The organism is Pseudomonas anuradhapurensis, assembly GCF_014269225.2.
Lineage (GTDB): Bacteria > Pseudomonadota > Gammaproteobacteria > Pseudomonadales > Pseudomonadaceae > Aquipseudomonas > Aquipseudomonas anuradhapurensis.
On sequence record NZ_CP077097.1, the window covers coordinates 5,298,462 to 5,317,394 of the forward strand.

At 63.1% G+C, this 18,933-nt stretch carries 17 protein-coding genes; 7 read left to right on the top strand and 10 right to left on the bottom strand.

What is annotated here, in order from left to right:
* Positions 1–167: 167 nt before the first annotated feature.
* Both HU763_RS24170 and ubiA read left to right on the top strand, forming a co-directional pair.
* Complete coding sequence (locus tag HU763_RS24170; RefSeq protein WP_170033836.1) at positions 168–725, top strand: chorismate--pyruvate lyase family protein; 558 nt, start codon at positions 168–170, stop codon at positions 723–725.
* The gene (ubiA, locus tag HU763_RS24175; RefSeq protein ID WP_170033838.1) at positions 725–1,615 is read left to right on the top strand and encodes a 4-hydroxybenzoate octaprenyltransferase; all 891 of its coding nucleotides are present in this window, start codon (positions 725–727) and stop codon (positions 1,613–1,615) included. The genes HU763_RS24170 and ubiA overlap by 1 nt, the downstream gene beginning before the upstream one ends.
* 117 nt (positions 1,616–1,732) lie before the next feature.
* Here ubiA and HU763_RS24180 read toward each other — a convergent pair whose 3' ends face one another.
* On the bottom strand, positions 1,733–2,104 hold the full coding sequence (locus HU763_RS24180; RefSeq protein ID WP_170033840.1) for a COG4315 family predicted lipoprotein: 372 nt from the start codon (positions 2,102–2,104) through the stop codon (positions 1,733–1,735).
* A 170-nt stretch (positions 2,105–2,274) separates the two neighbouring features.
* Here HU763_RS24180 and phoB point away from each other — a divergent pair, with 170 nt between their 5' ends.
* From phoB to HU763_RS24195, 3 genes are all read left to right on the top strand, one after another.
* Positions 2,275–2,964 carry a phosphate regulon transcriptional regulator PhoB gene (gene phoB, locus HU763_RS24185; RefSeq protein WP_003253341.1) on the top strand — a complete coding sequence of 230 codons (690 nt, stop codon included), beginning with the start codon at positions 2,275–2,277 and terminating at the stop codon, positions 2,962–2,964.
* Positions 2,965–2,994: 30 nt separating this feature from the next.
* The gene (phoR, locus tag HU763_RS24190; RefSeq protein WP_186684007.1) at positions 2,995–4,320 is read left to right on the top strand and encodes a phosphate regulon sensor histidine kinase PhoR; all 1,326 of its coding nucleotides are present in this window, start codon (positions 2,995–2,997) and stop codon (positions 4,318–4,320) included.
* A gap of 172 nt (positions 4,321–4,492) precedes the next feature.
* Positions 4,493–5,833 carry a hemolysin family protein gene (locus tag HU763_RS24195; protein ID WP_170033844.1) on the top strand — a complete coding sequence of 447 codons (1,341 nt, stop codon included), beginning with the start codon at positions 4,493–4,495 and terminating at the stop codon, positions 5,831–5,833.
* Between the two features lie 117 nt (positions 5,834–5,950).
* On the opposite strand, the gene HU763_RS24200 is transcribed toward HU763_RS24195, so the two are convergent.
* The 8 genes from HU763_RS24200 to HU763_RS24235 form a co-directional block, all read right to left on the bottom strand.
* The gene (locus HU763_RS24200; RefSeq protein WP_186684005.1) at positions 5,951–6,847 is read right to left on the bottom strand and encodes a M23 family metallopeptidase; all 897 of its coding nucleotides are present in this window, start codon (positions 6,845–6,847) and stop codon (positions 5,951–5,953) included.
* A 240-nt stretch (positions 6,848–7,087) separates the two neighbouring features.
* Entirely contained in the window at positions 7,088–7,990 is a 903-nt protein-coding gene (locus HU763_RS24205; RefSeq protein WP_186684003.1) for a response regulator, read from the bottom strand.
* A 164-nt stretch (positions 7,991–8,154) separates the two neighbouring features.
* The gene (phoU, locus tag HU763_RS24210) at positions 8,155–8,925 is read right to left on the bottom strand and encodes a phosphate signaling complex protein PhoU (RefSeq protein ID WP_170033850.1); all 771 of its coding nucleotides are present in this window, start codon (positions 8,923–8,925) and stop codon (positions 8,155–8,157) included.
* 64 nt (positions 8,926–8,989) lie between these two features.
* On the bottom strand, positions 8,990–9,823 hold the full coding sequence (gene pstB / locus HU763_RS24215) for a phosphate ABC transporter ATP-binding protein PstB (protein WP_170033852.1): 834 nt from the start codon (positions 9,821–9,823) through the stop codon (positions 8,990–8,992).
* Between the two features lie 71 nt (positions 9,824–9,894).
* On the bottom strand, positions 9,895–11,511 hold the full coding sequence (gene pstA / locus HU763_RS24220) for a phosphate ABC transporter permease PstA (RefSeq protein WP_186684430.1): 1,617 nt from the start codon (positions 11,509–11,511) through the stop codon (positions 9,895–9,897).
* A 71-nt stretch (positions 11,512–11,582) separates the two neighbouring features.
* A complete protein-coding gene (locus HU763_RS24225; RefSeq protein ID WP_186684001.1) occupies positions 11,583–13,871 on the bottom strand; it encodes an ABC transporter permease subunit in 2,289 nt (762 codons plus the stop codon).
* 139 nt (positions 13,872–14,010) lie between these two features.
* The gene (locus HU763_RS24230) at positions 14,011–15,009 is read right to left on the bottom strand and encodes a phosphate ABC transporter substrate-binding protein PstS (protein ID WP_186684000.1); all 999 of its coding nucleotides are present in this window, start codon (positions 15,007–15,009) and stop codon (positions 14,011–14,013) included.
* A 233-nt stretch (positions 15,010–15,242) separates the two neighbouring features.
* The gene (locus tag HU763_RS24235) at positions 15,243–16,532 is read right to left on the bottom strand and encodes an MFS transporter (RefSeq protein WP_170033858.1); all 1,290 of its coding nucleotides are present in this window, start codon (positions 16,530–16,532) and stop codon (positions 15,243–15,245) included.
* A gap of 362 nt (positions 16,533–16,894) precedes the next feature.
* Here HU763_RS24235 and HU763_RS24240 point away from each other — a divergent pair, with 362 nt between their 5' ends.
* Positions 16,895–17,293, top strand: coding sequence for an acyl-CoA thioesterase (locus HU763_RS24240; RefSeq protein ID WP_003253317.1), 399 nt, complete (start codon positions 16,895–16,897; stop codon positions 17,291–17,293).
* A gap of 71 nt (positions 17,294–17,364) precedes the next feature.
* A complete protein-coding gene (locus HU763_RS24245) occupies positions 17,365–18,261 on the top strand; it encodes a D-hexose-6-phosphate mutarotase (RefSeq protein ID WP_186683999.1) in 897 nt (298 codons plus the stop codon).
* 91 nt (positions 18,262–18,352) lie between these two features.
* Here HU763_RS24245 and HU763_RS24250 read toward each other — a convergent pair whose 3' ends face one another.
* Positions 18,353–18,886, bottom strand: a complete 534-nt coding sequence (locus tag HU763_RS24250; RefSeq protein WP_170033862.1) for a DUF3299 domain-containing protein — start codon at positions 18,884–18,886, stop codon at positions 18,353–18,355.
* Positions 18,887–18,933 lie beyond the last annotated feature (47 nt).

Sequence of the window (18,933 nt, forward strand, 5' to 3'; positions counted from 1 at the left end):
CTAAAGCCGCTCCTACAGCGACCGCGCAGCCTGTGGGGACGGGTTCACCGGCGAAGTACCAGTGCGCAATTGGTGGGGGCTTTGTATCGGCCCTGCCACCAGTATGCAAGCAGTCGGGGCAATCATGCTAAGCTCGCCGCCTCTCTGGATGTAACAAGCAGACCGACGTGTCGTACGAATCCCCGCAAGCAGCCGCTGTCGCGTGGCTGCCGTATTCACAGCTGGCGACCGGCATCGACCAGCCCACCCTGGACTGGCTGTTCGACGAAGGCTCCCTGACCCGCCGCCTGACCCGCCTGTCCGACGACCATTTCAGCGTCACGCCACTGTTCGAAGGCTGGCAGCCGCTGCGCGATGACGAATGCCAGGCCCTGGGTATCGCCGCGGGTGCCGAAGGCTGGGTGCGCGAGGTATACCTGCGTGGCCACGGCCAACCCTGGGTGTTCGCCCGCAGCGTCGCCAGCCGCACAGCCCTGGAGCGTGGCGGGCTGGACCTGGAAACCCTGGGCAGCCGCTCGCTGGGCGAGTTGCTGTTCTGTGACCAGGCGTTTATCCGCCACCCGATCGAGGTGTGCAGTTACCCACAGGCCTGGTTGCCTGGCGAAGCCGCCCATACGGCGCTATGGGGCCGCCGCTCACGCTTTGAACGTGGCGGCCTGGACCTGCTGGTGGCAGAAGTGTTCCTGCCAGCGCTGTGGCAAGCGGCCAGGGAGGAGACCCGCTGATGTACCTGCAACTGCTCAAGTCGCTCAACCGCTTGCACCCGCGGGCCTGGGACTTCATCCAGCTCAGCCGCATGGACCGGCCGATCGGGATCTACCTGCTACTGTGGCCAACCTTGTCGGCGGTATGGATTGCCGGCAACGGCTCACCAACCGTGGCCAACGTGCTGATCTTCGGCCTCGGCGTGGTGCTCATGCGCGCCGCAGGCTGCTGCATCAACGACTTTGCCGACCGCAAGGTGGACGGCCACGTCAAACGCACCGCCGACCGCCCCCTGGCCAGTGGTCGGGTCCGTCCGCGCGAGGCGCTGGCGCTGTTCGCCATCCTGGTCGGGGTGAGTTTCCTGCTGGTGTTGTGCACCAACAGCCGCACGGTGTGGCTATCGTTCGGCGCGGTGGCGCTGGCGTTCTGCTACCCATTCATGAAGCGCTACACCTACTACCCACAGGTGGTGCTGGGGGCGGCCTATTCCTGGGGCATTCCCATGGCCTTCACCGCAGCCGGTGGCGAACTGCCGGCCAGTGCCTGGCTGTTGTACATCGCCAATCTGCTGTGGACGGTGGGTTACGATACCTACTACGCCATGGTCGACCGCGATGACGACCTGAAGATTGGCGTGAAGTCGACCGCGATCCTGTTCGGCGACGCCGACCGCACCATCATCCTGACCTTGCAGTTGCTGTCGCTGGGCTGCCTGTTGCTGGCGGGTAACCGCTTCGAGCTGGGCGGCTGGTTCCACCTCGGCCTGTTGGGCGCGGCGGCGTGCTTTGCCTGGGAGTACTGGTCGACGCGCAAGCTGGACCGGGAGTCATGCTTCAAGGCGTTCCTGCACAACCACTGGGCGGGGATGCTGGTGTTTATCGGGGTGGTGCTGGATTACGCATTGCGCTGAGCGTTCTGGGGCTGCTTTGCAGCCCTTTCGCGACACAAGGCCGCTCCTACAAGGGATCGCGCACTCCTGTAGGAGCGGCCTTGCGTCGCGATGGGCCGCACAGCGGCCCCGGCTATCTCAAGGCTTGGCGACGTGCCAGACGTCCTTCACGCCGTCACCGGTCATGTCCCCAGCCTTCTTGTCCTTGATGAAGGTATACAGCGGCTTGCCATCATAGGCCCACTGCTTGGAACCATCATCGCGCATCACCACGGTCCACTTGCCCTCGGCCGGTTCGTCAGTGGCCTTGACCATCAGCGGCGGCCAGTTGCTGGCACAACCGTCATTGCACATCGACTTGCCGCCCGTATCCTTGTCGAAGGTATACAAGGTCATGCCGGCAGGGTCTACCAACATGCCGCCCTTCTCCATCGCATGCTCGGCCGAGGCCACCCCCGGTAGCGCCAGCGCAGTGAAAAGGGCCATCCAGCTCAGCGTATGTCGTGTCATTGGATTCACCATCGTTTCGGGGGGTTGAGTTCGGGTTGCGGCAAAACAGCCCTTTCAAGCCTAGTTGAGTCACGGAATGTCGCCAGAACGGCCAACAGCCTGTCACACAGCTGCAATAATTCCGTTATCTAATGCGGGCCAAGACATCGTATCCAGGAGAGGTTTTGAGCATGGTTGGCAGGAACATACTGATCGTCGACGACGAAGCGCCCATTCGCGAGATGATCGCCGTTGCCCTGGAAATGGCCGGCTATGACTGCCTGGAAGCAGAAAACTCCCAACAGGCCCATGCGATCATCGTCGACCGCAAGCCGGACCTGATCCTGCTCGACTGGATGCTGCCGGGCACCTCCGGCATCGAGCTGGCCCGCCGCCTCAAGCGCGACGAGCTGACCGGTGATATTCCGATCATCATGCTCACCGCCAAGGGCGAAGAGGACAACAAGATCCAGGGCCTGGAGGTGGGTGCTGACGACTACATCACCAAGCCGTTCTCGCCACGCGAACTGGTTGCGCGCCTGAAAGCCGTACTGCGCCGCACCGGCCCCAGCGACAGCGAGGCACCGATCGAAGTCGGCGGCCTGCTGCTCGACCCGATCAGCCACCGCGTCACCATCGATGGCAAGCCGGCCGAGATGGGCCCTACCGAATACCGCCTGCTGCAGTTCTTCATGACCCACCAGGAGCGCGCCTACACCCGTGGGCAACTGCTGGACCAGGTGTGGGGCGGCAACGTCTATGTCGAGGAGCGCACCGTCGACGTGCACATCCGCCGCCTGCGCAAGGCATTGGGTGAAGCCTACGAAAATCTGGTACAAACCGTCCGGGGCACCGGCTACCGCTTCTCGACCAAAAGCTGATCGAGTTCAAAAGCGCCAAGCTGCACGTCGTTGTACAAGGACAGTCAATTGAACCAGAACTGGCACGCCACCCTGATCCGCCACCTGCTGCTGCTGATTACCGTCTGCCTCATCGGCGGGCTGGCCAGCGGCTATTATGGCTGGAGCCTGGCCATCGGCCTGGCGCTCTACCTGGGCTGGACCCTCAAGCAACTGCTGCGCCTGCACGACTGGCTGCGCAACCACCAACCCGATGAAGCACCACCCGATGGCTATGGCCTGTGGGGCGAGGTGTTCGACAGCATCTACCACCTGCAACGCCGCGACCAGCGCGTGCGTGGCCGCCTGCAGGCGGTGATCGACCGGGTGCAGGAGTCCACCGCCGCGCTGCGTGATGCGGTGATCATGCTCGACAGCGACGGCAACCTCGAATGGTGGAACCGCGCCGCCGAAACCTTGCTGGGCTTCAAGACGCCGCAGGACGGCGGCCAGCAAGTCACCAACCTGGTCCGCCACCCGCGCTTCAAGGAATACTTCGAGGCGGGAAACTACCTCGAACCGCTGGAAATCCCCTCGCCGATCAACGACCGTATGCGCTTGCAGCTGCATATCACCCGCTACGGCAACAACGAACACCTGATGCTGGTGCGCGACGTGACCCGCATCCACCAGCTGGAACAGATGCGCAAGGACTTCGTCGCCAACGTGTCCCACGAGCTGCGCACACCGCTGACAGTAATCACCGGCTACCTGGAAACCCTGCTCGACAACGTCGAAGACGTGAACCCGCGCTGGGGCCGCGCCCTGCAGCAGATGAGCCAACAGGGCTCGCGCATGCAGACCCTGCTCAACGACCTGCTGCTGCTGGCCAAACTGGAGGCCACCGACTACCCGTCGGACAACCAGCCGGTGGCGGTCGATGCCTTGCTTGCGGCGATCAAGAACGACGCCCAGGCCCTGTCCGGGCCGCGCAACCAGCGCATTACCCTCGAAGCGGCGCCTGGGGTGAAGCTCAAGGGCAGTGAGTCGGAGCTGCGCAGTGCCTTCTCCAACCTGGTATTCAACGCGGTGAAGTACACCCAGGACGAGGGCAGCATCCGTATCCGCTGGTGGGCCGACGCCCAGGGCGCGCACCTGTCGGTACAGGACTCGGGGGTAGGGATCGATGCCAAGCACCTGCCGCGCCTGACCGAACGCTTCTACCGGGTCGACTCCAGCCGCGCATCGAATACCGGTGGTACCGGGCTGGGGCTGGCGATCGTCAAGCATGTGTTGATGCGCCACCGCGGCAGGCTGGAGATCAGCAGCGTGCCGGGGCACGGCAGCACCTTCACCTGTCATTTTGCCCCGGCACAATTGGCTAGCGGCAAGAGCTGAAACCGCGGCTGCAGCGCAGCCCTTGGCGGGTGCGCCCGCCGCCACAGCGGCCGCGACCAGACCATCACCCTTTGCTTTTGCCGCCCCAGCCGCTACATTGGACCCCCTGTGCCAGCTGGAGCTGGCACTTTTTTCTCTCGATCTCAAAGACGGAACCCGTAAAAACTCCATCATGGACCCTTCCCCTGGTATCAGCCTCACCTCGTTATTCGCCGATTTCGGCATGATCATCTTTGCCTTGCTGCTGGTGCTGCTCAACGGTTTCTTCGTTGCCGCCGAATTCGCCATGGTCAAGCTGCGGGCAACCCGCGTCGAGTCCATCGCCGAGCTGCATGGCTGGCGCGGCAACATTCTGCGCAAGGTACACAACCAGCTCGATGCCTACCTGTCGGCCTGCCAGCTCGGTATCACCCTCGCCTCCCTCGGCCTGGGCTGGGTCGGTGAGCCAGCCTTCGCCCACCTGCTGGAGCCATTGCTGGCCTACCTGGGCGTCGACACGCCCGAGCTGATCAAGGCCATCTCGTTCTTCGTCGCCTTCTTCGTCATCTCGTACCTGCACATCGTGGTCGGCGAGCTGGCGCCCAAGTCCTGGGCTATCCGCAAGCCAGAGCTGCTGTCGCTATGGACTGCCGTGCCGTTGTACCTGTTCTACTGGGCCATGTACCCGGCCATCTACCTGCTCAATGCCAGCGCCAACGCCATCTTGCGCATCGCCGGCCAGGGCGAACCCGGCCCGCACCACGAGCACCATTACAGCCGTGAGGAACTCAAGCTGATCCTGCACTCCAGCCGTGGCCAGGACCCGAGCGACCAGGGCATGCGCGTATTGGCCTCGGCGGTGGAAATGGGCGAGCTGGAGGTCGTCGACTGGGCCAACTCGCGCGAGGACATGGTCAGCATCGACGCCCATGCGCCGTTGAAGCAGATCCTGGCACTGGTGCGTCGCCACAAGTTCAGCCGCTACCCGGTGTACGACGCCGAGCGCGAGGAGTTCACCGGCCTGCTGCACATCAAGGACCTGCTGCTGGAGTTGGCAGAACTCGAGCACCTGCCCGAAACCATCGACCTGGACGACCTCGCCCGGCCGCTGGAGCGCGTGTCGCGGCACATGCCGCTGGCCCAGCTGCTGGAGCAGTTCCGCAAGGGCGGCGCGCATTTCGTGCTGGTCGAGGAAGCCGATGGCAAGGTGATTGGCTACCTGACCATGGAAGACGTGCTGGAAGTGCTGGTTGGCGACATCCAGGACGAGCACCGCAAGGCCGAACGCGGCATTCTCGCCTACCAGCCGGGCAAGCTGCTGGTACGCGGCGACACGCCGCTGTTCAAGGTCGAACGCCTGCTGGGTGTCGACCTTGACCACATCGAGGCAGAAACGTTGGCCGGGCTGGTCTATGAGACGCTCAAGCGCGTGCCTGAAGAAGAGGAAGTGCTGGAGGTCGAAGGGCTGCGCATCATCATCAAGAAGATGAAAGGGCCGAAGATCGTCCTGGCCAAGGTGCTCAAGCTGGATTGAATGCCTATGGGGCTGCTGCGCAGCCCATCGCGACACAAGGCCGCTCCTACAGAGGACCGCGTGTCCCCGTAGGAGCGGCCTTGTGTCGCGATGGCCTGCGAAGCAGGCCCGGCGATCTCAAGGGTTGCCCGCGGTGAAGTCCGGTAACCCGTTGATCGGCCTGTCGAACTGATACGGTATCGACTCAAGCGCCAACCCCACATTGCGCTGCACCACGAAATGCAGGTGCGGCCCGGTACTGTTGCCCGTGTTGCCTGACTTGGCCAGCATCTGCCCCTGCCGCACCCGCTGCCCTTCCGTCACTACCACCGAACCGCGCATCAGGTGCAGGTAGACGCCCATGGTGCCGTCCGGGTGCAGGATCCGCACGAAATTGCCCGACGGGTTCGGCCCGCGCCCGCTCTGGCGGTTCTCCGTCTTCACCACTACGCCTTCCCGCGCCGCAATGATGGTGGTGCCTTCGGGCATGGCAATGTCCATGGCATAACGTCCTTTCGGCCCAAAATGGCTGACTCGGCCATTGGGGCCCTGAGTCACACGGAACGGGCCACCCAGCCAAGGGAAGGCATAGCGAAAGCCCTGGGGCCGCCTGCCCGGGTCGCCCATGGCCTGCAGCAGGGTGGAGCGATAGTTCAGCAACATGCCAGGCCGCCCATGGAGCACGGTGAGCATCTGCGTGCTATGCGGGGGCAGTAGCCGGCGCACGATACGCGGTGCATTGCCGCCCTGGGCATTCACCAGGTTGTCCAACCGCAACTCCACTTCTACCGGCACATGCAATTGATTGCGGGCCGAGAAGCTGATGCCACCATCGAAGGTTATCGCGTTCAGCTGCACCTGGTCTTCGTGCATTTCGACCATGGGCACGCGCTGCACCAGGGGTTTGGCACGGGGACCAGGCCGGTCGGTATAGGAGGTTACACGGCCATCATCGTTGATCGTGTAGGTAGTCATGCCCAGGCTGGACGCCGAAGCCATGAGCAGTGCACAGAACAGCAGCAGGCGGGCAGGCATGATGGTGGCTTTTTGACAGTTATGGTCTGTCGAAGACTAGCAGCCAGTTTTACGGCGGGTATGACAGTTGGTCGGATGGCACAACGGTTGTGCAGGCTTTTGTAGGGGCGGCCTTGCATAGCGAAAGGGCTGCAAGGCAGCCCAGGATTTCGGCGTCGCCGTATCGATTGCCGGGGCTGCTTTGCAGCCCTTTCGCGACGCAAGGCCGCCGCTACAAAGAGAGCGGCGCGGGGCCGAGGGTCAGGCGCCCGGGGTGAAGTGCTTCTGCGCAGTGCCGCGGGCAATCAGGCGCGACAGGTAGTCGAGCTTCTGGGCGTCCTGGTCGACGAACTTGAACGTCAATTGCAGCCAGTCACTGTCGGGCTTGGGCTCCAGCGCCACGATGGCATGCAGGTAACCGTTCAGACGCGCGACTTCGGCGTTCTCGCCTTGCTCAAGGTTCAACACGGCGCCTTCCAGCACCTGCGGCAGGGTTTCGCCACGGCGAACCACCAGCAAGGCCTCTTTCAGGCTCAGCGCCTTGATCACGCAGGCCTGCATGCCACTGGCCAGGCGCAGCTGGCCCTGGCCACGGCCGGTCGGGGCTGGCGTAGCGGGAGCAGGAGCAGCAGCGCTGACCAACGGCCTGGCAGGTGCCGGCGCCGCTGCGGGGGCGGTGATTTTTGCCACTTCCGGTTTGCCGGCCGTCAGCGCGCTCAGCGAATCGTTGGCGAACGCCGAGTTGATTCGCGCAGGGCCGCTGCTCATCACGCTGTCGAGCTTGCCGATCTTGCTCAGGGCCTTTTTCACCTTGGTCAGCAATTGCTCGTTGGTGAACGGCTTGCCGACAAAATCGGAAACGCCGGCCTGGATCGCCTGAATCACGTTTTCCTTGTCGCCACGGCTGGTCACCATGATGAACTGCAGGTTTTTCAGCTCAGGCTGCTGACGGCACCAGGTGAGCAGTTCCAGGCCGGACATTTCCGGCATCTCCCAGTCGCACAGGACCAGGTCGAACGCTTCCTTGCCCAGCAGCGCCATAGCCTTGCGACCATTGACGGCATCGTCGATGGTCATGCCCGGGAAGGCATTGCGCAGGCATTTGCGGACCAGGTCACGGATGAACGGAGCGTCATCCACAACCAGCACATTCACTTTACTCATCGATACTCCTTCTGAATCCCGGCTAGCCTACCGCCGAATAATGGCCATTTGCTACAACCTGGTCACGCCGGGACTTCTTCACATCGTTCGCGGGTGCCTGCCGGCTCCTCGACCGCAAACGAAAACGCCCGGCCAAGGCCGGGCGTCGATGCTCGGGAGCAACCTTATTTATCGTCAGGTTCAGCCGGAACATTAGCTTTTTCGCCGTCATCGACTGCAGTGCCCTGCACTTCTGCCGTCATGCGCTTGAGGCCCATGTGGCGCACATCGGTGCCGCGCACCAGGTAGATCACCAGCTCGGAGATGTTGCGCGCGTGGTCGCCGATACGCTCCAGCGAACGCAGCACCCAGATCACGCTCAGTACCCGCGAGATCGAGCGCGGGTCTTCCATCATGTAGGTCACCAGCTCGCGCAGGGCGGTCTTGTATTCGCGGTCGATGGTCTTGTCGTACTGGGCCACCGACAACGCCAGGTCGGCGTCGAAGCGGGCAAAGGCGTCCAGCGCGTCGCGGACCATGTTGCGCACCTGGTCGCCGATGTGGCGCACCTCGACGTAGCCACGCGGCGACTCGCCTTCCTCGCATAGCTGGATGGCGCGGCGGGCGATCTTGGTCGACTCGTCACCAATGCGCTCCAGGTCGATCACCGACTTGGAGATGCTGATGATCAGGCGCAGGTCGGACGCCGCTGGCTGACGACGGGCCAGGATCCGCAGGCACTCCTCGTCGATGTTGCGCTCCATCTGGTTGATCTGCTCGTCGACTTCGCGCACTTGCTGGGCCAGGCCAGAGTCGGCCTCGATCAGCGCGGTGACCGCGTCGTTGACCTGCTTCTCGACCAGCCCGCCCATGGCCAGCAGGTGGCTGCGCACCTCTTCGAGCTCGGCGTTGAACTGCTGGGAAATGTGATGGGTAAGGCTTTCTTTGTTGATCATCATTCGCTCCGCGAAGAAGCTCAAAGCTTCAAGTAATCGTCTGGTTCCCTGTGCCGCAGGGCTGCTAGCCGTAGCGACCGGTGATGTAGTCTTCGGTCTGCTTCTTCGCCGGGTTGGTGAACAGGGTATCGGTATCGCCGAATTCGACCAGCTTGCCCATGTACATGAACGCGGTGTAGTCGGAGACCCGCGCCGCCTGTTGCATGTTGTGGGTCACGATGACGATGGTGTACTTGGATTTCAATTCGTAGATCAGTTCCTCGACCTTCAGGGTCGAGATCGGGTCCAGCGCCGAGCACGGTTCGTCGAGCAGCAACACCTCCGGCTCCACGGCGATGGTGCGGGCGATGACCAGGCGCTGCTGCTGGCCGCCGGACAGGCCCAGGGCCGAATCGTGCAGGCGGTCCTTGACCTCGTCCCACAGGGCCGCACCCTTCAGCGCCCACTCGACCGCTTCATCGAGCACGCGCTTCTTGTTGATGCCCTGGATACGCAGGCCGTAGACCACGTTCTCATAGATGGTCTTGGGGAACGGGTTGGGCTTCTGGAACACCATGCCGACACGGCGACGCAACTCGGCCACGTCTTCGCCCTTGCGGTAGATGTTGGTGCCGTACAGGTTGATGGCGCCTTCCACGCGGCAGCCGTCAACCAGGTCGTTCATGCGGTTGAAGGTACGCAACAGGGTCGACTTGCCGCAGCCGGACGGGCCGATGAAGGCGGTCACGCGCTGCTTGGGGATGTTCATCTGCACGTCGAACAGCGCTTGCTTGTCGCCGTAGAACAGGCTCAGGCCCGGTACTTCGATGGCCACGGTTTCTTCGGCCAGGCGCAGGCCTTGCTTGTCGCGGCCCAGGGCAGACATGTCGATGCCGTGGGCGTGGGATTCTTGCTGCATGGTCAACTCCATACGCTAACAATTCGTTTCAAAGGGCCGCGCCACATGGGGCGGCACGCTTGCGATCAGGCTCAGCTGTCGAGGGCCTTGTACTTTTCGCGCAGGTGGTTGCGGATCCACACTGCCGAGAGGTTGAGGGCCGCGATTACCAACACCAGCAGCAGCGCCGTGGCGTACACCAGTGGCCGCGCGGCTTCGACGTTGGGGCTCTGGAAGCCGACGTCATAGATGTGGAAGCCCAGGTGCATGATCTTCTGGTCCAGGTGCAGGTACGGGTAGTTGCCGTCCACTGGCAACGACGGCGCCAGCTTGACCACCCCCACCAGCATCAGCGGCGCCACTTCACCGGCGGCGCGGGCCACGGCCAGGATCATGCCGGTCATCATGGCCGGGCTGGCCATGGGCAAGACGATCTTCCACAAGGTCTCGGCCTTGGTCGCGCCCAGGGCCAGCGAGCCCTCGCGCACGGTGCGCGGGATACGCGCCAGGCCTTCCTCGGTGGCGACGATCACCACCGGCACGGCCAGCAACGCCAGGGTCAGTGATGCCCACAGCAGGCCCGGGGTACCCAGGGTGGGTGCCGGCAACGCCTCGGGGAAGAACAGGCGGTCGATCGAGCCGCCCAGCACGTAGACGAAGAAGCCCAGGCCGAATACGCCATAGACGATCGCCGGCACCCCGGCCAGGTTGTTCACCGCGATGCGGATCAGCCGGGTCACCGGGCCCTGCCTGGCGTATTCGCGCAGGTAGACGGCCGCCAGCACCCCGAACGGGGTAACGATCACGGCCATGATCAAGGTCATCATCACGGTACCGAAGATGGCCGGGAAAATACCGCCTTCGGTGTTGGCCTCGCGCGGGTCGTCGCTGAGGAACTCCCACACCTTGGTAAAGTAGCTGCCCAGCTTGGTGAAGCCCGACATGCCGTTCGGCTGGATGGCGTGCACCACCTTGCTCAGGTTGATCTCCACTTCCCGGCCATTGGCATCGCGAGCCACCAGGCTGTCGCGAGCAAACGCCTGGTGCAGGCCGGTCAGGCGCTCTTCGATGGCCTTGTAGCGGCTGTTCAGCTCGGCGCGGTCGGCGTCCATGTCGGCCTGGGCAGCGGCGTCCAGCTTGCCGTCCAGTTCCAGCTTTCGGGCCTGCAGGCGCAGGCGTTCAAGGCCATGGTTGATGGCACCAATGTCCTTCTTCTCAAGGCTTTGCAGCTCGCTGTGGAGTTGGTTGGCGCGCTTGAGCCGGGCCTGCAGCTCGTTCCAGGCGGCAGGCCCCTCGGCGACCACGCGGCCCTCTTCCTTGACGCTGACCAGGTAACCGTAGAAGTTGCCCCACTCGCGGCGCTCCAGCGCCATCAGGTCGGCTGGGTGCTGTTCATCGACCAGCCACTCTCCGACTACCCAGGTGAAGTCGCTGCCGTTGAGGTCGCGGTTACCCACCTTGATCAGCTCTCGGGTCATGAACTCCGGGCCCTGGTCAGGTACCGGCAAGCCGGCGCCCTTCAGACGGGCCCGGGGTACTTCCTCCTTCTGCACCACTTCGCCGATGACGACGTGATCGGCCTGGCCCGGCACCTTGTAGGTGGCCTGGACAAGGTCGGCCGGCCAGAAGTGGCCCAGGCCGCGCACGGCAATCACCGCCAGCAGGCCGACGGTCATGATCACCGCCATGGCCACCGCGCCGCCGCTCATCCAGACGCCTGGGGCGCCGCTCTTGAACCAGCCTTTGAGGGAATCCTTTTTCACGGATCGCTACCTTTCTATCAAAGCGACGAGTATTTCTTGCGCAGACGCTGGCGAATCAGCTCGGCCAAGGTGTTCATGATGAAGGTGAACATCAGCAATACCAGCGCGGCCAGGAACAACACGCGATAGTGGCTGCCGCCGACTTCCGACTCAGGCATTTCCACCGCCACGTTGGCGGCCAGGGTACGCATGCCTTCGAACAGGTTCAGCTCCATCACCGGGGTGTTGCCGGTGGCCATCAGCACGATCATGGTCTCGCCCACCGCACGGCCCATACCGATCATCAGCGCCGAGAAGATACCCGGGCTGGCGGTGAGGATGACGACGCGGGTCAGGGTCTGCCAGGGCGTGGCGCCGAGCGCCAGGGAGCCCAGGGTCAGGCTGCGCGGCACGCTGAACACGGCATCTTCGGCGATGGAGTAGATGTTCGGGATGACCGCGAAGCCCATGGCGATACCCACCACCAGGGCGTTGCGCTGGTCGTAGGTGATACCCAGGTCGCGGGTGATCCACAGGCGCATGTCGCCGCCGAAGAACCAGGTTTCCAGCAGCGGGCTCATGTACAAGGCGAACCAGCCGATCACCAGGATCACCGGAATCAGGATGGCCGCCTCCCAGCCGTCCGGAATGCGCAGGCGGATCGACTCGGGCAGCCGGCTCCAGGCAAAGCCTGCTGCCAGGATGCCGATCGGCATGATCACGAACAGGCTGAACACACCCGGCAGGTGACCTTCCAGGTAGGGCGCGAGGAACAGGCCGGCGAAGAAGCCAAGGATCACCGTCGGCATCGCTTCCATCAGTTCGATCACCGGCTTGACCTTGCGGCGCATGCCCGGGGCCATGAAGTAGGCGGTGTAGATGGCTGCGGCAATTGCCAGCGGCGCCGCCAGCACCATGGCGTAGAACGCCGCCTTGAGGGTACCGAAGGTCAGCGGCGACAGGCTCAGCTTGGGCTCGAAGTCGGTATTCGAGGCAGTCGACTGCCAGACGTACTTGGGCTCGTCATAGTTCTCGTACCAGACCTTGCCCCACAGCGCGCTGAAGGAAATTTCCGGATGCGGGTTACGCAGGCTCAGCGGCAGCAGCTTGCCGCCCTCTTCGATCATGATGCGGTTGGCGCGTGGCGACAGGGCCAGGATGCCGGCGCCTTCGGCAGCCTGCTCGACCAGCAGGGTACGGTGCGCGGTGCTGTGGAACACGCCCAGTTTGCCCTCGGCATCCAGGGCGATGAAGCCCTTGCGGCGCTCCTCGGCGTCGATCTGCACGATCGGGGCCTTGCCCATCTGGAAGCTGCGAATCTGCTTGAAGCGCGACTCGCCATCCGGGTCGCGGGCCATGAACCACTGGGTCAGACCACCTTTGGAGTCACCCATGATCAGCGAGATGCCGCCAACCAGCTGGGCCGTGGCGGTAATTTCGGTGTCCGCGCTTTCAGAGAGCTTGTAGCGGCCGTTGAGGCTCTTGTCGCGCAGGCTGAAGACGTCGGCAGTGGCGCGGCCGTTGATCACGTACAGCCAATGCTGACGCGGGTCGATGAAGATGTTCTTCACCGTTTCGGTCATTTGCGGCAGTTCGATGCGGTTCTGCTCGGTGGTGACCTCGCCGGTCATCATGTTTTCGCTACGGGTCAGCTCGACCACCTGCAGGTGCGCGCCAGTGGAGCCAGCCAGCAGCAGGACGTCGCCATTGACGTTGACGCTGACGTGATCCAGCGCCTGGCCCTGGTCATCGAGCACGAACGGCTGCTCGCCGTACGGGTAGTCGATACCGGGGTCGATGGTTTTCTTGTTGTCGGGGTAGGTAATCTTGTAGCTGTGGTGGAACACCAGGGCCTGGCCATTGGACAAGCCCAGCACCACCAGCGGGCTCCCTGGCTGGTCGGTACTGATCGAGGTCACCTGGGCGCCTGCCGGCAGCGGCAGGTCGACCCGCTTGAGCGCGTTACCGGTCTTGGTATCGAAGAACAGTACCTGGCCCTTGTCCGAAACGCGCATGCCCACCAGGTTCTGCTCTTCAAGCGCGATCATCAGCGGCTTGCCGGCATCCTGTTGCAGCCAGGTTGGCTCCAGCGCCTTCTTGCTGGTCAACTCGGCGCCCTGGAACAGCGGCAGTACCACATAGGCCAGGTAGAAGAAGATCAGGGTGATTGCCGCCAACACGGCAAGCCCGCCCACCAGTACATACCAGCGGGTCAGGCGGTCCTTGAGTGCGCGCATGCGGCGCTTGCGTTGCAACTCCGGCGTATTGAAGTCAATCCGCTCGGGCTGGGAATTTGGAGTCATTGTGGAGTTGGCCAGATCATTCATGCGCACACCCTAGCGGTCCCGTATGACAAAAACATGACAATGTAGTGACGCACGAAAGCCCGCCGCACAGGAAGCCTGGCTTCGGGCTGGGAATTCGTGGAAGAGGCCAGGCAGCAGTACCGGCCTCCCCCTCAGTCAGTTACTTCTTTACGACGTTACCGGCGTGGGACAGGCCCAGGTCAGCCAGGGTCTTGTCGATGACTTTGGCCGGCAGCGGGATGTAGCCATCCTTCACCACGACCTGCTGGCCAGCTTGCGACAGCACCAGCTTGACGAACTCGGCTTCCAGCGGGGCCAGAGGCTTGTTCGGCGCCTTGTTGACGTAGACGTAGAGGAAGCGCGACAGCGGGTATTTGCCGTTCAGGGCGTTGGTTTCGTTGTCTTCAACGAACTCGCCGCCTTCTTTCTTGGCCAGGGCAACAGTCTTGACGCTGGCGGTCTTGTAGCCGATGCCCGAGTAGCCAATGCCGTTCAGCGAGGAGCTGATCGACTGCACGACCGAAGCCGAACCAGGCTGTTCGTTGACGTTAGGCTTGAAGTCGCCTTTGCACAGGGCTTCTTCCTTGAAGTAGCCATAGGTGCCGGATACCGAGTTGCGGCCGAACAGCTGGATTGGCTTGTTGGCCAGGTCGCCGGTCACGCCCAGGTCACCCCAGGTCTTGACGTCGGCTTTGGCGCCACACAGGCGGGTGGACGAGAAGATGGCGTCGACCTGAGCCATGGTCAGGCCCTTGATCGGGTTGTCCTTGTGCACGAACACGGCCAGGGCATCGACGGCAACCGGGATGGCGGTTGGCTTGTAGCCGTACTTCTGCTCGAAGGCCTGCAGCTCGACATCCTTCATCTTGCGGCTCATCGGGCCGAGGTTGGCGGTACCTTCGGTCAGCGCGGGTGGCGCGGTGGAGGAGCCGGCAGCCTGGATCTGGATGTTTACGTTCGGGTATTCCTTCTTGTAGGCCTCGGCCCACAGAGTCATCAGGTTCGCGAGGGTGTCGGAACCGACGCTGGAGAGGTTGCCCGAAACACCGGTGGTCTTGGTGTAGGTCGGGATTGCAGGATCGACAGCGGCTACCGCGTTGGCGGTTGCAACGCCAGCGGCGGCAAAGGTGAGGGCCGCCATCAAACGCTTCAGTTTCATGCCTTGCTCCTAGCAGGAATGGGGGTGTTGGATGGAACGGGCCCAAGTATCTGCAGGCCGCATGAATACGATATGACTTGAATGTGACAATTGGATGAAAGGCCATCATCAGCTACCTGGCAACTCCTTGTGTCGCGATGGGCTGCGCAGCAGCCCCAGGCATGGCGAACCCGGCACGAATTGCCGGGGCTGCTGCGCAGCCCATCGCGACACAAGGCCGCTCCTGCAACAGGTCAGCGCTTGTTGCTGAGCAGGTACAGCCCCACCAGCAGACCAACGGCACACAACCCTGCCACATAGTAGGCAGGCGCCATCGGGCTCACTTTCAACAGCGCAGTCACCACCATCGGCGTCAACCCGCCAAAAATCGCGTAGGCCACGTTGTACGAGAACGACAGCCCGCTGAACCGCACCACCGCCGGAAACGCCTTGACCATCACATAAGGCACCGCACCGATCACACCCACACACAAACCGGTCACTGCATAAAGCGGGAACAGCAGCTCGGGCCGGGTCGGCAGGCTGTGGTAGAAGGTCCAGGAGCTCGCCAGCAGCAGCAGGCTGCCGATCACGAACACCCGGCCCGCGCCAAAGCGGTCGGCCAGGCTGCCAGCGCCGATGCAGCCGAAGCTGAGCAGTACGATTGCCAGGCTGTTGGCCTTGAGGGAATCGGTGGGGCTGATGTGATAGATGCTCTGCAGCAGCGCCGGCGTCATCAGGATGACCACCACGATGCCGGCAGACAGCATCCAGGTCAGCAGCATCGACAGCACGATCGGGCCACGATGGTCACGCAGCACGGCACGCAGCGGCAGTTCCTCGGCCAGCGCCTTGCGCTGCTGCATCTCGGCAAACACCGGGGTTTCGTGCAACCAGCGACGCAGGTACACCGAGAACAGGCCGAACACACCGCCAAGCAGGAACGGGATACGCCAGGCGTAATCGGCCACTTCCTCTGCGCTGTAGACGCTGTTGATCAGGGTCGCCACCAGCGAGCCGAGCAGGATGCCCGCGGTCAGGCCGGCCGTGAGGGTCCCGCAGGCGTAGCCGGTGTTGCGTGCCGGCACGTGCTCGGACACGAACACCCAGGCCCCCGGCACCTCGCCACCGATTGCCGCACCCTGGATCACGCGCATCAGCAACAGCAGGACCGGCGCCCACAGGCCGATCTGCGCATAGGTCGGCAACAGGCCCATGATCAGTGTTGGCAGGGCCATCATGAAGATACTCAGGGTGAACATCTTCTTGCGCCCGAGCAGGTCACCGAAATGGGCCATGATGATGCCGCCCAGCGGTCGCGCCAGGTAGCCGGCGGCGAAAATGCCGAAGGTCTGCATCAGGCGCAGCCATTCGGGCATGTCGGCGGGGAAGAACAGCTTGCCGACCACCGTGGCGAAAAACACGAAGATGATGAAGTCGTAGAACTCCAGCGCGCCGCCCAATGCGGACAGAGAGAGAGTCTTGTAGTCACTGCGGGTCAGCGGCCGCGAGGGCTGCTCGATACTGCTCGGCACGGAGGTCATCGCTGATTGTTCTCTTTGTAGGGGCATGCAGGCCGCTTGGCACGCGGCTTCTGGATTGGTAACGGACGAAGATAGCAAATTGCCGAGCTGCGCCGAAAGCGATACAAAATCCATACACATATTCATGAATGCGCGGTCGTCGCTGGCCGTTATGCTCTATATACTGGCGATTCGTAGGAAAAGGTTGCTCCTAACGTGGGATGTTGTGCGAAAACGCCGGTCATTATTGTCAGGCGGTTTCGCAGAGTTTCCCTACGGCCGCCCAGTGAAACGAAATCGGCGTAGTATGTTTCAAGCTGAATCGTTTACCCGGCCTTTGCGCCACACCAACGAAAAGCGTCACGGGTCAGAGGCCCCATCGCATGATTGAGCTCGAACAAGAAGATCCTATCCCGCAGGGCGACCTGGCCTTGCAGATCACCGCACTCCCGCGCGAGACCAACGGGTTTGGCGATATCTTTGGCGGCTGGTTGGTCGCCCAGATGGACCTGGCCGGTACCGCCATGGCCAGCCGTGTCGCCGGCGGCCGTGTGGCCACCGTGGCCATCGACCGCATGGCTTTCCTGGTGCCAGTGGCCGTTGGCGCACAATTGTCCTTCTATACCCAGACCCTGGAAATCGGCCGCAGCTCGATCCAGATGATGGTCGAAGTGTGGAGCGACGACCCGCTGTCCAGCGAATGGCGCAAGGTCACCGAAGCGGTGTTCGTCTTCGTCGCCATCGACGGCAGTGGCCGTACCCGCTCCGTACCTCGTCGCTGAGCCACGCCGGCGGTAAACTCATTGCATGTGCCCGGGTCCAAGGCCCACTGGCAATCAATGAGATGAACACAATGGCTTCCTTCCAGGTCGTAAGCGAGCAACATGGCGAACTCAACTGCTGGCGTATCAGCAGCAACCACGCCGAACTACTGATCGCCCAGCAGGGCGCGCAGATCCTCAGCTACCAGTGCGTTGGCCAGCCACCGCTGTTGTGGCTGAGCGACCAGGCCATCTTCCGCCAGGGCAAGTCGGTGCGTGCCGGGATACCGGTATGCTGGCCGTGGTTCGGCAACCTGCAGCGCAACCCACAGGCCGTGCAGGCCATGTACCACGGCGAACAGGCACCTGCCCACGGCCTGGCACGGACCCGTGACTGGCAACTGCTGGGCATCGAAGAAGCGGGCGACGGGCTGCGTATCGAGTTCGAGCTGCCCGAAGCGCAGGGCAAGCTGCCCGACTGGCCCCACGACGTGGAGCTGAAGTTGCTGGTGGAACTGGGCGCTGAGCTGAAACTGAAGCTGACCAGCCGCAACATGGGCAATACCCCGGTCACCCTCAGCCAGGCCCTGCACAGCTACTTTGCAGTCAGCGATGTGCGGCAAGTGCGGGTTGAAGGTGTCGCAGGGCTGGGCTACATCGAGACCCTGGCCGACTGGGAGCAGCGCCAGCAGCAGGGCGCGCTGGCGTTCAGCGGTGAGACTGACCGCATCTACCTCGCCACCCCGCCGCAACTGAGCATTGTCGACCCGCACTGGAACCGGCGGATCACCCTGGCCAGCAGCGGGTCACGTTCGGCGGTGATCTGGAACCCTTGGACCGAGCGGGCCAGGGAGTTGCCGGACATGGCCGATGATGGCTGGCAGCGGATGCTGTGCATCGAGACGGCGAATGTGTGGGATGACCTGGTGGAGTTGAAGCCAGGGGCAACTCATTCGCTTGGCCTGGTAGTGGCGAGCGAAGCGCTTTGATCTGAAGCACTCGGGACCGCTGTGCGGTCCTTTCGCGACACAAGGCCGCTCCTACAAGGGTACGCGGTCACCTGAGGCGCGCCGCAAGGCATCAGAGGTCGGCATCCTCCACCACCCTCACCTTCTGGGCATCCAGCGCATAGGCGGCATCGGCCAGGTCGTTGCTGACCTTTTCCACCTTCAGCGTGCCGCTGACCCACAGCGGTGTGTAGATGTCATCGATCTTCAGGCCTTTCGGGTAGCGCACCAGCACCAACTGGTTCGGCGGTGGTGGCGGCACATGGATGCAGGCGCCCGGGTACGGCACCAGGAAGAACAGCGTGCTGTTGCCCTTGGCGTCGCTCTCCAGCGGCACAGGGTAACCGCCCAGGCGGATGTCCTTGCCGTTCATCGCCGCCACGGTCTTGGTCGAGTACATCACCGCCGGCAAGCCCTTGCTTTGCTTGAGGCCGCCCTTGGCGGTAAAGGTACCCATGGCTTCCGGCGAATTGTGGTCGATTTCGGGCATCTGCTCGAGCGCCTTCTGGTCCGACTTGGGCATCAGCTCAAGCCAGTCGGTTTCGGGCAGCTCGGCATGGGCCAGGGCACTGGCCAACAGCAAGGGGGCGAGGAAAAAGGCACGCATGGAAATGCTCGGCAACTCGGAAGAATTGCCGGGCATTCTACCCAGTA

Excerpts from the sequence above, each read along its gene's own strand:
- HU763_RS24250 (WP_170033862.1), bottom strand. The coding sequence starts at position 18,886 with ATGCGTGCCTTTTTCCTCGCCCCCTTGCTGTTGGCCAGTGCCCTGGCC.
- phoB (WP_003253341.1), top strand. The coding sequence starts at position 2,275 with ATGGTTGGCAGGAACATACTGATCGTCGACGACGAAGCGCCCATTCGC.
- HU763_RS24195 (WP_170033844.1), top strand. The coding sequence starts at position 4,493 with ATGGACCCTTCCCCTGGTATCAGCCTCACCTCGTTATTCGCCGATTTC.
- HU763_RS24180 (WP_170033840.1), bottom strand. The coding sequence starts at position 2,104 with ATGACACGACATACGCTGAGCTGGATGGCCCTTTTCACTGCGCTGGCG.
- phoU (WP_170033850.1), bottom strand. The coding sequence starts at position 8,925 with ATGATCAACAAAGAAAGCCTTACCCATCACATTTCCCAGCAGTTCAAC.
- HU763_RS24240 (WP_003253317.1), top strand. The coding sequence starts at position 16,895 with ATGATTGAGCTCGAACAAGAAGATCCTATCCCGCAGGGCGACCTGGCC.
- HU763_RS24245 (WP_186683999.1), top strand. The coding sequence starts at position 17,365 with ATGGCTTCCTTCCAGGTCGTAAGCGAGCAACATGGCGAACTCAACTGC.
- HU763_RS24235 (WP_170033858.1), bottom strand. The coding sequence starts at position 16,532 with ATGACCTCCGTGCCGAGCAGTATCGAGCAGCCCTCGCGGCCGCTGACC.
- HU763_RS24200 (WP_186684005.1), bottom strand. The coding sequence starts at position 6,847 with ATGCCTGCCCGCCTGCTGCTGTTCTGTGCACTGCTCATGGCTTCGGCG.
- pstA (WP_186684430.1), bottom strand. The coding sequence starts at position 11,511 with ATGAGCGGCGGCGCGGTGGCCATGGCGGTGATCATGACCGTCGGCCTG.
- pstB (WP_170033852.1), bottom strand. The coding sequence starts at position 9,823 with ATGCAGCAAGAATCCCACGCCCACGGCATCGACATGTCTGCCCTGGGC.
- HU763_RS24225 (WP_186684001.1), bottom strand. The coding sequence starts at position 13,871 with ATGAATGATCTGGCCAACTCCACAATGACTCCAAATTCCCAGCCCGAG.
- HU763_RS24230 (WP_186684000.1), bottom strand. The coding sequence starts at position 15,009 with ATGAAACTGAAGCGTTTGATGGCGGCCCTCACCTTTGCCGCCGCTGGC.
- HU763_RS24205 (WP_186684003.1), bottom strand. The coding sequence starts at position 7,990 with ATGAGTAAAGTGAATGTGCTGGTTGTGGATGACGCTCCGTTCATCCGT.
- ubiA (WP_170033838.1), top strand. The coding sequence starts at position 725 with ATGTACCTGCAACTGCTCAAGTCGCTCAACCGCTTGCACCCGCGGGCC.